This window comes from Nonlabens tegetincola (assembly GCF_002954355.1).
Taxonomy (GTDB): domain Bacteria; phylum Bacteroidota; class Bacteroidia; order Flavobacteriales; family Flavobacteriaceae; genus Nonlabens; species Nonlabens tegetincola.
In genome coordinates, this window is sequence record NZ_MQVV01000010.1 from 639,861 (window position 1) to 658,056 (window position 18,196).

Here is an 18,196-nt window from a genome sequence, read left to right on the forward strand (position 1 = left end):
CGCTTAAAAAGCGGTCTTTAAAGATTTATGTAAAGTGCTATTTAGTTTCTAGCTCTCTTAGTCTTTTTAGCTTTAGAACCAACACGTGACATAGCACAACGGAATCCGATGTCGTCACTAGCCATATCTTGTGGATAGAATCTTCTTGTTGCTGGATCTAGCCAGTAAGCTCTATCTCTCCAAGATCCACCTTTGTAAACTCGTACTTGATTGTTAATTAAGGTAGTTCTACTGTTTGAAGAATCATATTGGCGATCTAGTTTTCCAATTGAATCAGCCTCTACAGAGTGCTGTGGTGAGTTGTACATGCGCTTATTCGCATCTCTCAAGGCATCTTTACTATCAAAATATTTAGTAGATTGAGCGTCTCCATCACGGAAATCACGATTGTCACTACGATCAAAATTAGTTCTTAAATAAGTTTCATTTTCATCAACTGGTTGTTGCTGTATTTGACCAGGAAGTGCTCTTGCAATCGTCTTTCCATTGCTCAATGTGTCATAAGGAATAGAGTCAGTTGATACGACAGCAATCATTCCGTCTGGTCCAATTTTGTTTTTAGTGTATTGGTTACCTCTGTAGTAGTTAAAATCGTTAAATTCATCATCAACTATAGGACGATAAACGTCTGCAACCCATTCCGACACATTACCTGCCATTTCATACACTCCAAAGTCATTAGGGCTGTAAAATTTAACCGGTGCTGTAATGTCTGCTCCGTCATCACTCCATCCAGCAACTCCACCGTAATCTCCGTCACCTTGTTTAAAGTTAGCTAAATGATCACCACGCGTTGTACGTTTTCCGCTACGTGTATATTGACCATCCCATGGGTATTTTTTTCTACCACGAATAGCATTGTATTCTCTGTTTCCTACGTTAGCTAATGCTGCGTATTCCCATTCTGCTTCTGTAGGTAGACGATATGCTGGTAAAATGATTCCATCTTTTCTTGTTACATATAAACCACTAGCTTCTCCAGTTCCATCGCCAGCTTTAGCAGCCTTTGCTGTTTTCTTTTTTTCTAAAGATTGCGAGCGCTTACCACCTCTTAATTTTTCATCATCTCCTCCATAAGTTAGAGTAGGTGCGTTTAAGTAGGTTTCAGTATTGAAAGTAGACCCAGCTTCTTGATTAGCCAAGGCATCTTTTGCGGTGTAGCCTTCTTGATTTAATATTAATTCATTAACACGATCGGTTCTCCAGTCGGCATATTCTACTGCTTGTACCCATGATACTCCAACTACAGGATAGTTTTGATATGCTGGATGGCGCAGGTAGTTTTTAGTCATTTCTTCGTTGTATCCCAAACGATTTCTCCATACTAATGTGTCTGGCACAACACCGTCATATATTTTACGGTATTCCTCATCCTCTGGTGGGAATACAGTTTTAACCCAATCAAGCATCTCAAGATACATACCATTGGTAACTTCAGTCTCATCAATGTAGAAGGATTGAACATGTTGTTGATTTGGTGTGTTGTTCCAGTCGTGCATTGGATCATCTTTCACACGTCCCATGGTAAAGGTTCCTCCTTCAATAAAGACTAAACCAGGTCCAGTTGCCTGCTCCTTGTATTTAGTATTAAGTTCAAAACCACCGTTTTTACCTGTAACGTCCCAGCCTGTTCCTCTGGATGTTGTAGTGTATTCATTACCGCCACCACCACAGCTTACTAATAGGGCTGCTATTACTGCTGTGAACAACGCTTTAACCGCAAAATACTTTCTCATTTTTTAAGAATACTTTTTGAAAATAGTCCCGCAATATAACAACTTCATATTAATTCAAAAGGAATTATTGAAATAAATCGCGTTACTTTTGTCGTTAAAGCCTAAATAACGTCGTCCAGTTGTTTTTATTTTATGGATATCTTAAAAATTGTTGGTCAAAGTAAATAATATGTAACTCGCATTATCGTTAAAATTCGGATGAAGCACTTTTCTTTAATTTTACTAATTCTAAGTTTTTTTGTGCCCAAAGCTCAAAATATCGATGAACAACTAACTTGGATTGATAATTATACTTATTCTATTAATGGCGAGGATATTGTCATGCCATATTGTGGAGATAACTGCTCTTTAATTGAAACCGGGTTAGTGTTTCACAAAAATTATATAGATATCCCGCTTGCTCAACCAGGATCAGCACAGGTGGTTTCTGTACAAAAAACGGTCATTCCCGATTCTAATGTTGGTTTTTTAAGGACGTTGACGCTTCCTTCTCAATTTGAAGTTTTTTTAGAAACTTCGCTTTCGCGAAAGCGTAATTATACCACACTAAAAGTTCCAGTAATTTTAAAGGAAGGTTCAAATTATTACAAAGTAACAGGTTTTCAAATTTCCTATAGAGAAAGAACGGCTGCTTTATTGCCTAAAAATACTACCTATGGTAATTCCTTATTAGCATCTGGGGAATGGTTTAAGTTTCAGGTTAATAATACAGGTGTTCACAGAATTACTAGAGGTTTTTTATCTAGTTTGGGTATGGATGTTAATAGTATAGATCCATCTAGATTAAAAATTTACGGTCAGGGCGGAAGGTCATTGCCACTAGCTAACAATGAAAATTTATATTACGATCCTGCGGAGATTCCTATAAGAGTAATTGGTGAATCTGATGGAAGTTTTGATTCGGGTGATGAAATTTTATTTTATGCTACAGCGAGTGATACTGAATATGTTGAGGAAAATGATAGTTTTATCAATCCATACTCCGACGAGTCTATTTATTACATCACAGCTCAAGGTAATCCTGGAAAAAGGATTTTAAGTGCTATACAGCCTACCGGGAATGTTACTGTAACTTATACAGATTATGATAAGGTTTATCACCATGAGGTGGATGAACGCAATATCGCAGCTTTAGGTAGGACATGGTATGGTGAGAGATTTTCATTTGAACCAGATCAAAGCTTCGAATTTGACCTGGATAATGTAAACACGGCTAGAGATGCCAGGGTTATTGTCAAAACAGCATCTATATCTGATACTCCTGTTTCGTTTGAGATTTCTTATAACAATTCTGTAATTGGGACGAGTAATTTAACGGGCTTAGTTATTGGTGGTCAGCGTTCAAATATTTTTGCTGGAAGAACCGCTACTTTTAATTCAAGTTTTAATCCGATGAGTGGAACAGCTATTATAGATTTATCTTTTGATAATGGTGGCAATCCAGGAGCTCGTGGGTTTTTGAATTATATAAGGTTAAACGTACCTACTTTATTGCAAGGTACTGGTGAACAGTTCGTTTTTCAAAACACTGACGCTTCAACCAACACCGGTATTGGAGAATATCAGATATCTAATGCAGCTACTATAAACGAAATCTGGGATATTACAGATCCATTTAACACCACTAGAATTGTCAATTCAAATAATCAATCAACTTTTTCTTTTAAATCTTCATTAGGGTCACCACGTCAATTTGTTGTTGTTGAGGATGGGGATTATTTCCCGGTTATTAGAATGAATGAGTCTAGAGTACAAAATAGTAACCTTAAAGGAACAGTTTTTTTAGACAATGCAGGTACTTTTAAAGATATAGATTACTTAATTATTACTCCGCAGTTTTTAAAATCTCAGGCAGATAGATTAGCTAACTTCCATATCCTAGAGAATAATTTAAATACAAAGGTTGTTACTCTTCAGGCGATTTATGATGAGTTTTCTAATGGAATGCAGGATATTTCTGCTATAAGAAATTTCATCAAGTATGTTTATGATAATGCATCGTCACCAGCAAATAGATTACAATTTGTAAATCTTTTTGGTGATGCCAGTTATGATTATAAGGATAGAATAAGTGTTAGAGATAATATTGTTCCCATTTATTTGAGTGAGTCCAGTGTGTCGTTAATCACCAGCTATGCGCTAGATGATTTTTTTGTTTTAATGGACGATAATGAAGGTAATGTTGGTGTAAATGGAGGATTGCCTGATATTGCTGTAGGAAGAATGATTGTAAGTGATCTTACAGAAGCACGTGAAATGGTAGATAAAGTAATTTCCTATCAACAAGAACCTGCATTTGATCCTTGGAGAAACAGGGTGACGTTAATTGCAGATGATGTTGATGAATTAGGTGATAGAGTTCTACAAGAAAGCGTTAATCAATTAGCGACTGAAATTGCCACAAATAGGCCAGACTTAAACGTTGATAAAATTTTACTCGATAGTTATATTCAGGTTAACAATGCTGGTGGTCCTAGGTATCCTGCAGCTGTATCTAATATAGAAGATGCTTTTGAAAGAGGTTCTTTGGTAGTTAATTATTTTGGGCATGGAAATGAAGATGGACTTGCTCGTGAGTTTGTTATTACTCAAAATTCTGCTAGGGATTATAGGAATCCTAATAATTTACCTTTATTCATAAGTGTGACTTGTGAGTTTACTAGATTTGATAATCCACTGCGAGAAAGTGGTGGAGAGGTGATATACCTTAACCCTAATGGTGGCGTAATCGCCTCGGTTGCGACAAATAGACTTATTTTAATTAGTGCAGGTACAAGGTTGAACGAGGTACTCGATCAATATTTGTATGATTACAATAATACGGTGCAGGTAAGCATGGCAGAGGCGTTGAGAAGAGCCAAGGTAGATCCTGCCTTTGGTAGTTTAACTGGAGCAAGAGTTGTCGCCTTTGTAGGAGATCCAGCGTTAAAACTAGCCTCTCCAAAACCTCAAGTGATTCTTACCGCAGTTAACGGTGTGCCGGTTTCTGGTCCTACTTCAACCTTACGAGCTTTAGATAGGGTTACACTAAGTGGTGAGGTTCAGGACATTGCAGGAGCTCGAATCAATAACTATAATGGTACTGTTTCTGTAACGGTATTTGATAAGTTGATTGATAGGGTTACAAATGCTAATGATAATATAGAATCTTCCCCTGGAAATTTAATTATTCTCCCTTTTACGGAACAAGGAGAAGTCTTGTTTAGAGGTCAAGCGACGGTGGAAAATGGTGTTTTTGATATTGAGTTTATTTTGCCTAGAGATACTCAAATACCAGTTGGTTCTGGTAGAGTTTCCTTTTATTCAAAAAGGTCAACTATTCTAGAAGATCAAAATGGTTACTCTCTCGATGTTCAAATTGGTGGTATAAATCCAAATGCCGCAAATGACGACATGCCACCACAAATGCAATTGTATATGAATGACACAAACTTTGTCAATGGTGGTGTCACGGATTCTAATCCATTTCTCCTCGCTCTTTTAAGTGATGATAGTGGAATTAATACCAGCAGTGGGATAGGTCATGATATCACCGCAGTGTTAGATGGAGATGATGCTAATCCTTTTATCTTAAATGATTACTACGAGGCCGATGTTGATAGTTTCACAAGTGGTCAAGTGTATTTTCCTTTACGAGATATAGAGCCAGGATTGCATACACTTGAGGTTTGTGCTTGGGATGTTTATAATAATTCTGTATGTGAAGAAATTCAATTCTTAGTGTCAGAAAATGAAGGAATTGAGCTTACTAGAGTTTTAAATTACCCTAATCCCTTTACTAATTATACAGAATTTTGGTTCAATCATAATAGACCGTTTGAGCCGCTGGATGTTCAAGTTCAAGTTTTAACCGTTACAGGAAAAGTAGTTTGGACCAAAAATCAAACCATTACAACATCTGGATTTACCTCACGAGAAATAACATGGGATGGACGAGATGATTTTGGTCAACGTTTAGGAAAAGGGGTGTATATTTATAAGATTACGGTAAATTCCACGTTAACTAATCAGTCTGCCAGTAAAATAGAGAAACTGGTCTTAATTTAAATAGAATGAATAGGCTATATTTGCCTTTCACAAAAAGTATTTGATGAAAAAAATTTTTCTAGTTTTTGTTGCGTTTTATTTTGCATTACCCAGCACAACAAGCGCACAAGAGAACGATACTCGAGTAATCACAACAGCTTTACCATTTTTAAGAATTGCCGGTGATCCACGCGCAGCTGGATTAGGCGATATGGGAGTAGCAACTAGTCCAGATGCTTGGTCACAGCAATGGAATCCAGCTAAATATGCTTTCATAGAAAGAGAGCATAAACTAGGTGTTGCTTATACACCTTATTTAGGTAATTTAGTTGATGATATAGCAATAGCTCAGTTAGTATATGCTCAACGACTCAATGAATACAGCGCTTTTTCAGGAAGTCTAAGGTATTTCAGTTTAGGTTCAATTACCCTAAGACAGGATCCTAATGATCCTGGAAGAGAGGAAAATCCCAACGAATTTATTATTGATGGTACTTATGCACTTAAGCTGTCAGAACAGTTTTCTATGGCAGTAACAGGTCGCTACCTACGTTCTGATTTAAGAATACAAGGAGTAGATAATGATGCTAGTGCTGCAAATAGTTTTGGTGTTGATATTAGTGGTTATTACCAAAGTGAAGAAATAGCTTACACAGATTTTAATGGTCGCTGGCGTGGAGGATTCAATATAAGTAATATAGGTCCTAAAGTTTCCTACGATCAAGGTGGTCAAGAAAACTTCATCCCAACAAATTTAGCTTTAGGTGGTGGATTTGACTTTATCTTAAACGATGGTTTTAGTAAAGTATCCGTGATGGCCGAAGTAAATAAATTATTAGTTCCTACACCACCGATTAGAGAAGATGGTGATGCTGATGGAGATGGTATTCCTAGAGAGATTATTTCTGGACAAGACGACGATGTTTCTTTCATTACTGGTATGTTTCAGTCATTTGGTGATGCACCAGGTGGTTTTGAAGAAGAGCTTAGAGAGTTTACATGGGCAATAGGGGCAGAATATACATACAACGATGCATTTGCATTACGTACCGGTTATTTTAACGAGGCAGATGACAAAGGAGCGCGTAAATTCTTAGCTCTAGGTGCAGGATTTAAATTCTCTGAAATAGGAATTGACCTGTCTTACTTGTTCTCGACAAGTCGCGTGCAAAGTCCACTAGAAGGAACATTAAGATTCGGTCTTACCTTCAATTTTGGAGATGAATTTGATGAGTGGTAGATGAGTAAGAAATTAAATATATCGACCTCATTAGAGGTTTATGAAAATCTTCAGGAGCTAGCTTCTGAGGATTTTTTATTGATGGAACACGCTGTCAAAGCACGTTCTAGGGCTTATGCTCCTTATTCTGAATTTGCAGTAGGTTGCGCTATTTTATTAGAAAATAATGAAATAGTCACTGGGAACAATCAAGAAAATGCTGCTTATCCTAGTGGTTTGTGTGCAGAGCGTGTAGCCCTTTTCTATGCAGGTTCTCAATATCCCGGTGTGCCGGTTAAAAAAATGGCTTTAACAGCTGGTCCCATGTCTTCAGATTTCTTTAAACCAGTACCACCATGCGGTGCTTGTAGGCAAGTAATTAGTGAATATGAGAAACGTCAAGAAAATGGAATTGAGATATATTTCATGGGTACTGGCGGTAAGGTAGTTAAGGCCAGTTCAATGGAATCGTTACTTCCTTTAAGCTTTGATAAAAATTACCTATAACGTTTGCGATGTTTTTAACGTCGTTATGGGTTTTTGGTTAGGCATTTTATCTCTATTTTTGTTTTCGCTTTTATAAAAGGTAGTAGCCTTAAATAAAGGTTGAATCTTGATTACGCTTTCGCGAAAGCGCACTAACAAAGACAACGTAAATGAAAAAAGTTACTAAAGAAGTATTACTCAACTGGTACGAGGAAATGCTTTTCTGGAGAAAGTTTGAGGACAAACTTGCACAAGTTTACATCCAACAAAAGGTACGTGGGTTTTTACACCTGTACAACGGTCAAGAAGCTATTCTTGCAGGATGTTTACACGCTATGGAATTAGGTAAGGATCGTATGATTACCGCTTACCGTAACCACGTTCAACCTATAGGATTAGGTGTAGATCCCAAAAAAGTAATGGCCGAATTGTATGGAAAGGCTACTGGAACCTCTCAAGGATTAGGTGGATCCATGCACATATTTTCACCAGAACATAATTTCTTTGGAGGTCATGGTATCGTAGGAGGACAAATCCCTCTAGGAGCTGGAATGGCTTTTGGAGATAAGTACAACAATCATGACGCAGTAACACTTACTTTTTTTGGTGATGGTGCAGCACGTCAAGGTTCTCTTCACGAGACATTTAACCTAGCGATGCTTTGGAAATTACCAGTTGTTTTTTGTGTAGAAAACAATGGTTATGCCATGGGGACCAGTGTAGAGCGCAGTGCTAATCATACTGATATCTGGAAATTAGGATTAGGATATGAAATGCCATGTGGACCGGTAGACGCGATGAATCCAGAAAAAGTAGCTGAAGCGATGCATGAGGCTATTGAGCGAGCAAGATCTGGCGGTGGACCTACTTTCCTTGAATTAAAAACGTACCGATACCGCGGTCACTCAATGAGTGATGCTCAAAAGTACCGTACGAAAGATGAGGTAGCCGAATATCAAAAAATTGATCCTATTACGCAGGTGAAAGATCGTTTAATAGAAGAGCACGGTGTGAGTGAGGATGAAATAAAATCAATGGACAAGCGCGTGAAAGAGCGTGTTGCAGAATGTGAAAAGTTTGCCGAAGAGTCACCTTGGCCAGAAAAGAGTGTGATGTTTGATTCAGTATACGAGCAAGAAGACTATCCATTTTTACCAGCAAAATTATAATTATGGCAGAAATTGTAAACATGCCAAGATTAAGCGACACCATGGAAGAAGGTGTTGTGGCAGCGTGGCTTAAGCAAGTAGGTGATCAAGTTGAAGAAGGTGATATTCTAGCAGAAATTGAAACAGACAAGGCTACCATGGAATTTGAATCATTTCAAAGTGGTACCTTATTACACATAGGTGTTCAAGAAGGTGAAACCGCACCAGTTGATTCGCTTTTATGTATAATCGGTGAAGAAGGTGAGGATATTCAAGCTTTACTAGATGGCGCTGGCGATTCATCCAATACAGAAAACGAAGATTCTTCTAATACTCAAGATTCAAATGAAGATAAGAGCGATGAAGCTTCATCTTCAACCGATGATTCTAATGATTTACCTGATGGAGTGGAAATTATTACTATGCCGCGATTGAGTGATACCATGGAAGAAGGTACAGTTGCAAGCTGGTTGAAAAAAGAAGGTGATCAAGTTGAAGAAGGTGATATCCTTGCAGAAATTGAAACAGATAAGGCTACCATGGAGTTTGAGTCTTTTCATAGTGGAACTCTTCTTAAAATTGGTATACAAGAAGGAGAAACTGCTGCTGTAGACGCTTTGTTAGCTATCATTGGTCCTGAAGGAACAGATGTTTCCAATGTATCCTTAGATGGGACTTCTAATTCTTCAAAAAAGAAGGAAGAGAAAAAAGAAGCACCGGCCAAAGAAGAACCAAAATCTCAACCAAAAAAGCAAGAGCCTAAGAAGGAAGAAACAAAGACTGTTTCTAATTCTAATTCAAGTAACTCAACTTCTAGTAGCAATACAGGCCGTGTTTTTGCATCGCCACTAGCAAAGAAGATGGCTCAGGATAAGGGAATCGACTTGTCGCAGGTTCAAGGTTCTGGAGAAAATGGTCGTATCATTAAAAAGGATATAGAAAGTTTTACTCCTGGAACTTCTACAGGTGCCTCTCAACCTGCTTTTCAAGCTGTTGGAGAAGAGACATTTGTTGAAATGGCAAATTCTCAAATGCGCAAGACCATCGCAAAACGTTTGAGCCAGTCCAAATTTACAGCACCACACTATTATCTAGGAATTGAACTAGATATGGATAATGCTATTGCAAGTAGAAAGGCAATTAATGAGTTGCCAGATACTAAGGTGAGTTTTAATGATATGGTTATTAAAGCAGCTGCAATGGCATTGAGAAAACATCCACAGGTGAATACTCAATGGACAGATAAAAATACCATTCAGGCGAAGCACATTCATGTAGGAGTTGCTGTTGCCGTTGATGATGGTTTACTGGTTCCAGTGTTACCGTTTGCAGATCAAATGAGTATGCAACAAATAGGTGCAAAAGTAAAAGAGCTAGCTGTTAAAGCCCGTAATAAAAAATTACAACCTAAGGAAATGGAAGGTAGTACTTTTACTATTTCAAATCTTGGAATGTTTGGTATTACAGAATTTACTTCTATAATCAATCAGCCTAACAGTGCTATCATGTCAGTAGGTACTATCGTTCAAAAACCAGTGGTTAAGAACGGTCAGATTGTAGTTGGTAATACTATGAAAATCACTTTAGCTTGTGATCACCGTACAGTTGATGGTGCAACAGGAGCTGCATTCTTACAAACATTTAAACAATACATGGAAAACCCTATCGTTATGTACGTATAGCGTTTAATTATTGATGAGCTATATGAGCGCCAGTTCTTGCTAGAACTGGCGTTTTTTATTGCAACAACTACTATCTATCTCGAGATATGTCTAGTAGTTAGATTTATTTAAATAATTGCCTTTCGAGTAAAAAGGTTGTAAGTACTACGTCAAAGCTTTTTTTGATGTCTACAGGCATGTATTTAATTCGGTTTTGTCCACAGCGCACTCTTAGTCTACTAAAATACTCTTGAATCGCCTTTTTGTAATCCTCTTTAATATTATCGGCATAAAGATTAATGTGGTCTCCTGTTTCAACATCTACAAATCGGCTAGGAGTATTTGGAAAATCAAAATTTAGCTCGGTAGTACTATCAAAGGTGTGAAAAAGTACAACATCGTGCTTGTTGTATTTAAGGTGTCTGAGTGCTTCAAAAAGTTCATTTTCATGCGTGTCACCCTGAAACATATCGGTAAATAAAAAAATGAGCGATCGGCGCTTAATTTTCTCTGCTATTTCGTGAAGATACTTATAAGTGTCGGTTCCCGATCCTGATGGTTGTTGCACACATGTTTTTCCTAATATATCTAAAAGCATGTTATGGTGACGATCACTACCTTTTTCAGGTGCATAGTATTCATAACTGTCTGAATAAATACTTAATCCTACAGCATCGCGCTGTTTTTTAAGTACGTTCATAATTGCAGCACAGGCTAGAGAGGAATATGCTATTTTATTTAAGGACGTAAGAGAAAAATCTTTGATAAGTGGATAATGCATGCTAGGACTATTATCTACAATTAAATGACATCTTAAATTAGTTTCCTCATCAAATCGTTTGGTATATAATTTATCTGTTTTGGCATAAAGTTTCCAGTCGATATGTCTTGTGCTTTCTCCTGGATTGTAAATTTTGTGCTCAGCAAACTCTGCACTAAAACCGTGAAAAGGAGATTTATGCATACCGCTTATATATCCTTCTACTACTTGACTGGCAAGTAAAGCGAGATTTTTAAATCCTGAAGTTTTATTGAGTTCTTGCTGTAAATTCATATTGTGAATATAGTCAATCGTTTTATAACCAACTGTAAAAAGGGTTAAGTGGTTATGTATTTGAAATTACGCTTTCGCGAAAGCGAACTAAAACACAAATATTGTAGTAAACTCATGTAAATAAAAAAGCCCATTCTTGCATAGAATGGGCTTTTTTATTTAGTGTATAATTACTTATAGTTGCTTGTCTATAGCCTCTGCATAAACACTTTTTTGTGCAACACCTACCTGGCGATCAACGATTTCTCCGTTTTTAAAAACTAGTACAGTTGGGATATTACGTACGCCATATTTTGCAGCAAACTCTTGATTTGCATCAACATCAATTTTACCTACAACAGCTTTTCCATCATACTCATTTGATAGCTCATCGATGATAGGTCCAACCATGCGACATGGGCCACACCATGCTGCCCAAAAATCTACCATTACTGGCTTATCGCTGTTTAATACTGTTTCTTCAAAGTTTGCATCTGTTATTTCTAGTGCCATTTTCTAAATTTTTTATTACATACAAAGTTAAGCAAAAGTAAGGCCGTAATTTATCTTATCTTATTATAGTTGCTTATACTAGTATCTACTTAAATAATAAGCTGCCAATTAACCAACCTTGTACGTGATATTTAGATTATCTAGCATGTCTAATAATTCTGAATTCACGCTTACTTTTTGCATTCTCGAGGTCATGTCTAATGCAATTTTTTCTTCATGATCTCTAATATTTATATACAAGAATTGTTCTCCTGAGTGCTTATCTAATACTTTCTTCAAGGTTTGAATCTTAGATTCTAACACCTCATTTAAGCTAAATTCTAAAGTTAAATTTTTTGCTGCGTGCTGCATCACATCTTGCAGTTGCTGCATTTGAATAAAACTTAACCTAGGATCGCGAGGCTTTCCTGTTTTTTTATCAATCCATCCTTGCTGTACAGTGACTTTACAATGAACAAATGTGTTAGGTATAAGGAAGTGCCTGAATTTTAAATATTCTTCTCCAAACATTCTAAATTCATGAGATTCATCATAATCCTCTAGGGTAAACATTCCCCATGGTTTATTTTGTTTACTCATCATGTGACTAACGCTAGAAATTACACCAGCAAAGGTGAGTTCTTTACCTACCAATTCAGGTAACACTTTCATTGCATTTAAATTTGAGTTGCAAAAAAATTGCATCTCTTTTTTATAATCATCAAGCGGATGTCCAGAAATGTAAATACCTACTACTTCTTTTTCTCTTTTAAGTTTTTCCATGGTGCCCCAACTTTCACACACGGGCAACATAGGCTCTGGTATTTGTACCTCGCTTGCCTCGCCAAATATGCTCATTTGAGCGCTGTTTTCATTTTCTTGGTACTTCTGAGCATACTTGATTACTTGCTCAAGAAATGTTTGACCATTGTCTGCTGCATGAAAGTATAATGATCTGTTTTCACCACCTAGGCTATCAAAACCTCCGCTTAGAGCTAGTGCTTCAAATGATTTTTTGTTAGCAGCTCTCAAGTCTATGCGTTTACCTAAATCAAAGATGCTTTTGTAGGGTCCGTCTTTTCGGTTTTCGATGATTGTCATTACAGCGCCATGACCTAATCCTTTTACCGCACCCATACCAAATCGTACAGCACCTTCCTTATTCACGGTAAATTTGTAATTAGATTCATTGACATCGGGTCCCAAAACGTCTAGCCCCATACGTCTGCACTCATCCATAAACTTAGTCACATCCTTAATATTATTCATATTATTGGATAGCGTCGCTGCCATAAATTCTGCTGGATAATTGGCTTTGAGGTAAGCTGTTTGATAAGCAATCCAGGCATAGCAGGTGGAATGCGATTTATTAAATGCGTAAGAGGCAAATGCTTCCCAATCTTTCCATATCTTTTCTAGAACTTCTCTATCGTGTCCATTTTTTTCTCCGGCATCTAGAAATTTAGGCTTCATCTTCATCAATGTAGCCATTTGCTTTTTACCCATTGCTTTGCGCAGGACATCGGCATCACCTTTTGAGAAATTAGCTAGTTTTTGTGACAGGAGCATCACCTGCTCTTGATAAACTGTAATTCCATAGGTTTCTGCTAGGTATTCCTCACACGCTTCTAGGTCATAAACGATTTCTTTATCACCGTGTTTACGAGCAATAAATTCTGGAATATACTCCAAAGGACCTGGTCGATAAAGGGCGTTCATTGCAATAAGATCAGGGAATTGAGTAGGCTTCAATTCTCTCATATATTTTTGCATTCCCACACTTTCATATTGAAAGATACCTGTGGTTTCTCCACGTTGAAATAATTCGTAGGTCTTTGGATCGTCTAGTGGTATGGCCTCAATATCAATTTCAATTCCATGTCGCTCCTTTATAATGGCCACCGTATCTTTTATTTGGGATAAGGTTTTAAGCCCTAGGAAGTCCATTTTTAACAAACCGGCGCTTTCTACTACCTCGTTATCAAATTGAGTAACATATAAATCCGAGTTTTTTGCTGTTGCTACAGGGACAAAATTGGTTAGATCGTCGGGAGTAATTATGACACCACAAGCATGAACACCTGTATTACGTACTGAACCTTCTAGAATTCTAGCTTTTTGTATAGTGTCTGCAGTAAGGTCATTTCCTTCTGATAACTGTAACAATTCCCTTACATTGTCAGCGTCTTCTCCTCTAAATTTAGAGCCTATTTCTTTTTCCTCGAGAGCAAACATTTTTTTAAGCTTGGCAAAATCAGGAATTAGCTTTGCTACTCTATCAGCATCCATTAACGGGAGATCCAGTGCTCTAGCCGTGTCTCGTATAGATGATTTTGCAGCCATCGTACCGTAAGTGATGATTTGGGCTACTTGATTGGAACCATATTTCTCAATAACATAGTCCATTACTTTATATCGATTTTCATCATCAAAATCAATATCAATATCTGGCATTGATACACGATCTGGATTTAGGAAACGCTCAAAAAGTAAATCATAATGTATGGGATCAACATTGGTAATTTTTAAACAATAGGCCACAGCACTACCTGCGGCACTACCACGTCCAGGCCCAACGGCAACGCCCATATCTCTTGCTGCTTTAATAAAATCCCAAACAATAAGAAAATAACCTGGGTAACCCGTTTTGGCAATAACATCAAGTTCAAAATCTAATCGTTCTTTGATGTCGTCAGTTAATTCTTCTCCATAACGTTCTTTGGCTCCTTCATAGGTAAGAAATCTTAAGTAGGCGTTCTCACCATTTTTGGTTCCCTTAGTAGCATCATCGGGATCTATAAAACGTTCAGGTATATCAAATGCAGGTAATAATACATCACGAGCAAGTTCAAAGGGTTCAATTTTGTCAATTACTTCCTTGATATTAAGAATAGCATCTGGCAGGTCTTTAAAAAGCTCTTTCATTTCTTCAGAGCTTTTAAAATAGTATTGATTATTTGGTAAACCATACCTGTAACCACGTCCACGACCTATAGGTGTAGATTGTTTTTCTCCATCTCTTACACATAGTAAGATATCGTGAGCGTTTGCATCTTCTTTGTGGATGTAGTACGTGTTATTGGTTGCAACTATTTTGATATCATGCTTTCGCGAAAGCGCAATTAAAACTTGATTTGCTCTAGTTTCATCCTCTTGACCATGCCTCATAATCTCAATGTAAAGGTCATCGCCAAAGTTTTGTTTCCACCAAAGCAGAGCTTCTTCAGCCTGCTTTTCACCAATATTCAAAATTTTTGAAGGGACCTCACCGTATAGGTTACCGGTAAGCACAATTAGGTCGTCCTTATACTGAAGCAATAATTCTTTATCGATACGCGGTACGTAGTAAAACCCATCGGTAAAAGCCTTACTAGCAAGTTTTGCAAGGTTATGGTAACCCTTTTTATTCTTGGCAAGAATAACGATTTGATATCCATTGTCTTTAATAGACTTGTCATTCATGTTTTCACAAACCTGAAATTCACAACCTATTATGGCCTTAAGCGGTTCACGCTCCTCTTCACCATCTGCAAGTGTTTTATTTACTGCTTGAATGGCTCTCACAAAATGAAATGCACCCATCATGTTTGCATGATCGGTCATGGCAACAGCGGTCATGTTATTGGCTGCTGCAGCTTCGGCAAGGTCTTTTACACTAGCTGTTGATTGTAGAATAGAAAATTGACTGTGATTGTGTAAATGAACAAAGGGCGCATCACTTAATTCAGCTAAATTTTCTTTTATTTCTTGATTGGATACTACAGGTTCCTCATCCTTTTTAAGCGCAGCACTTGCTTTTTGTAGATTAACATGTTTTAATCCTACAGGAGCGATAGTAGATGGGTTGCTTTGTTTGAATCTAAGGAAATAATCCTCTTCAACATCTAGTTGTTCCCTTGTGTACTGTTGTTTTCTAACCAGTTCAAGGAAGCATCGTGTTGTTGCCTCAACATCGGCAGTTGCATTGTGTGCTTCACTAAATGGTTCTCCAAATAAAAATTCATGTAATTCGGTAAGGGTAGGAAGTTTAAACTTTCCTCCACGTCCACCTGGAATTTGACATAACTGTGCAGTATGTTCTGTACAGGTATCTAGAACTGGAATTTCTTGAAGCTGATTGGCTATTTGTGCTCGCACAAACTCTGATCCAGTAACCATTAAGTCAAAATTCAAGTTTTGACCTACCACAAATTTTGTTTTTGATAGGGCAATATTGAATTTTTCTAGCATTTCCTCGAGCGCTATTCCTTGCTCTTGGGCTAGTTGTGTCGATATTCCATGTACACGTTCTGAATCATATGGGATGTCAAATCCATCAGGTTTGATCAAATAATCTTCATGTTCAATAAGATTACCCATTTCATCATGTAACTGCCATGCAATTTGAACTACACGTGGCCAGTTATCTGTATCGGTTATAGGTGCGTCCCATCGTTTGGGTAAACCGGTAGTTTCAGTATCAAAAATTAAGTACATAAATCCTTCTCCTAGGGTAATTGTGTGGCGTAAAAATGCGTTAACTCTTTTATATTAAAGACCTGACTATCTGATCGATAATCAACACTTGTTATATAAAAAAGCAGTTTTTAAAGATAGGAGAGAAGTACTGTTTTTTAAAATATAGTTATGAACAGTTTTGAATGAAATAAGGGGTTATGTATTTAATCGAAATGACCCAATTATCAGTAATAAAACAAATGCTTGATTTAAGGTGTGCTACTACTTACTTGAAGTACCTTACCATTGTAAAATTGATTACCTGTGAGTGCAAAGTTCATGATATAGGCGGCCATGTCATCAGGCTGTAAGGGTGCTTTGTAGCCAGGAAAAGCTTCTTCGAGCATTTCGGTTTGTACCGCACCTAGAGCAAGTGTGTTAAACGAGGGACCGTTTTCTTTATATTCTTCAGCTAGTAATTCGAATAGTGTGATTACGGCAGCTTTGGCGCTGCTGTATGCTGCAAGACCAGGAAATTTTGCACTACCTTGAATGCCACCCATCGAACTTATTGCAATTACATGACTATCCTTACTTAAAATTGGCAATAAGGATTGCGTAAGTGCGGCAACTCCAAATACATTGACAGCATAGCAATTTTGAAAATCAGTATTAGTAAGCTGATCAAAAGGTTTGTTTACTAGCATTCCTGCATTATGAATCACTATATCAACATGATCCCATTTATTTTTAATGGTTTTAGCTGTATCCTCTATACTACCTGTAGAAGTAAGATCTGTTGATATCGCTAGAACTGTATTACGTTCCATTGCTTCTAAGGAATCTAGCTTTCGCGAAAGCGCTATAACTTCATGTCCAGCGTTTGAAAATTGTCTTACTAGTTCAAACCCAATCCCACGACTGGCGCCCGTTATAATTACTCTTTTACTCATTTTAATTAAGTTGAGGTGCTGTCTTGTTTACGATGTGAAAGATTCCAGGTGTTACAGCATTTATAACTTGTGCCATGTGATCTGTATTTACTAATTCTTTTTCATCACCTACTTTGTGATAATGATCAAAGTTGGTAAAATCAAAGGTGCAAAAGGTTTGTGCTGGTATGTTGTGTTGCTCATAGAAAGGGTAGTTGTCTGACCTTTTAAACAAATTGAATTGCTCAGCTTGTGGAAGTTTTCCAGTTACTATTTTATCACTGTTTGCGGTATTGAACAATTCACCCATGTTTGATGTGTCATAACCAGTAAGATAGGCAATGTAATCTTTGTCTACCATAGGAGTTCCTGTCATTTCAAAATTGACCATTGCCACTACGTTTACACCTTCATTTTTCATACGTGTAGCAAGATGTTTAGAACCTAAAAGGCCCATTTCTTCTGCACTGAATAAGGCGAAAATAATGGTTCGTCTATTAAAGTCTAATTGCCTGAAAATTCTAGCGATTTCCATAACAGTTGCTGTACCAGTAGCATTATCATTGGCGCCATTTGCAATTTTATCTTCACCTTGGGCATTTTTAATGATACCAATGTGATCGTAATGAGCTCCTATAACAACAACCTCATCACTAAGGTTTTTGTCAGAGCCAGGTAAAATACCAACTACATTAAAGGCTTTTATAGAATCTTGAACGCTAAATGTATCAATATAACTATCGCCGTAACGCTCTAGATCCATCATTGTCATTTGATCAACCAAGTAATCTGCAGCTTTTGCAATTCCAGGTGTTCCTGTCATTCTACCTTCTAATTCATCTTGTGCTAGATAGTTAACAATGTTTTCTAAATTCTCTTTTTTTGCCATCGGGATTTTAATCTCGGATAACTGTTTTACAGATTCTGCGGCTTTTTCTACAGAGGTTATTTTAGAGCTCGAGTTGCATGAGAACGTTAAAACTGTAACGACAAAAAGTAGTAATATCTTTTTCATTGGATGGTTTT

Annotated in this window: 11 protein-coding genes; 5 read left to right on the forward strand and 6 right to left on the reverse strand. The window is 37.3% G+C overall.

Annotated elements, in window-relative coordinates:
* Window positions 1-41 precede the first annotated feature (41 nt).
* Window positions 42-1,736: a gliding motility lipoprotein GldJ gene (gldJ, locus tag BST93_RS03370; RefSeq protein ID WP_060523801.1), complete on the reverse strand. Its 1,695-nt coding sequence runs from the start codon at window positions 1,734-1,736 to the stop codon at window positions 42-44.
* Between the two features lie 198 nt (window positions 1,737-1,934).
* Here gldJ and porU point away from each other — a divergent pair, with 198 nt between their 5' ends.
* The 5 genes from porU to BST93_RS03395 all read left to right on the forward strand — a co-directional run bounded on the left by porU (window position 1,935) and on the right by BST93_RS03395 (window position 10,297).
* Window positions 1,935-5,783 (forward strand): type IX secretion system sortase PorU, encoded by a 3,849-nt coding sequence (gene porU / locus BST93_RS03375; RefSeq protein ID WP_105018074.1) that lies wholly within the window; start codon window positions 1,935-1,937, stop codon window positions 5,781-5,783.
* Between the two features lie 43 nt (window positions 5,784-5,826).
* Entirely contained in the window at window positions 5,827-7,002 is a 1,176-nt protein-coding gene (gene porV, locus BST93_RS03380) for a type IX secretion system outer membrane channel protein PorV (protein ID WP_060523806.1), read from the forward strand.
* Complete coding sequence (gene cdd / locus BST93_RS03385; protein WP_060523808.1) at window positions 7,003-7,488, forward strand: cytidine deaminase; 486 nt, start codon at window positions 7,003-7,005, stop codon at window positions 7,486-7,488. It begins immediately after the preceding gene.
* A gap of 149 nt (window positions 7,489-7,637) precedes the next feature.
* The gene (gene pdhA / locus BST93_RS03390; RefSeq protein ID WP_105018075.1) at window positions 7,638-8,636 is read left to right on the forward strand and encodes a pyruvate dehydrogenase (acetyl-transferring) E1 component subunit alpha; all 999 of its coding nucleotides are present in this window, start codon (window positions 7,638-7,640) and stop codon (window positions 8,634-8,636) included.
* 2 nt (window positions 8,637-8,638) lie between these two features.
* Window positions 8,639-10,297, forward strand: a complete 1,659-nt coding sequence (locus BST93_RS03395; protein ID WP_105018076.1) for a pyruvate dehydrogenase complex dihydrolipoamide acetyltransferase — start codon at window positions 8,639-8,641, stop codon at window positions 10,295-10,297.
* A gap of 103 nt (window positions 10,298-10,400) precedes the next feature.
* Here BST93_RS03395 and BST93_RS03400 read toward each other — a convergent pair whose 3' ends face one another.
* From BST93_RS03400 to BST93_RS03420, 5 genes are all read right to left on the reverse strand, one after another.
* Entirely contained in the window at window positions 10,401-11,330 is a 930-nt protein-coding gene (locus BST93_RS03400; RefSeq protein ID WP_105018077.1) for a DUF58 domain-containing protein, read from the reverse strand.
* A gap of 174 nt (window positions 11,331-11,504) precedes the next feature.
* Window positions 11,505-11,822 carry a thioredoxin gene (gene trxA / locus BST93_RS03405; protein ID WP_042279663.1) on the reverse strand — a complete coding sequence of 106 codons (318 nt, stop codon included), beginning with the start codon at window positions 11,820-11,822 and terminating at the stop codon, window positions 11,505-11,507.
* A gap of 108 nt (window positions 11,823-11,930) precedes the next feature.
* Entirely contained in the window at window positions 11,931-16,277 is a 4,347-nt protein-coding gene (gene dnaE / locus BST93_RS03410; protein WP_105018078.1) for a DNA polymerase III subunit alpha, read from the reverse strand.
* Window positions 16,278-16,507: 230 nt separating this feature from the next.
* On the reverse strand, window positions 16,508-17,191 hold the full coding sequence (locus tag BST93_RS03415) for an SDR family NAD(P)-dependent oxidoreductase (RefSeq protein WP_105018079.1): 684 nt from the start codon (window positions 17,189-17,191) through the stop codon (window positions 16,508-16,510).
* A 1-nt stretch (window position 17,192) separates the two neighbouring features.
* Entirely contained in the window at window positions 17,193-18,185 is a 993-nt protein-coding gene (locus BST93_RS03420) for a M28 family metallopeptidase (RefSeq protein WP_105018080.1), read from the reverse strand.
* Window positions 18,186-18,196: the final 11 nt, after the last annotated feature.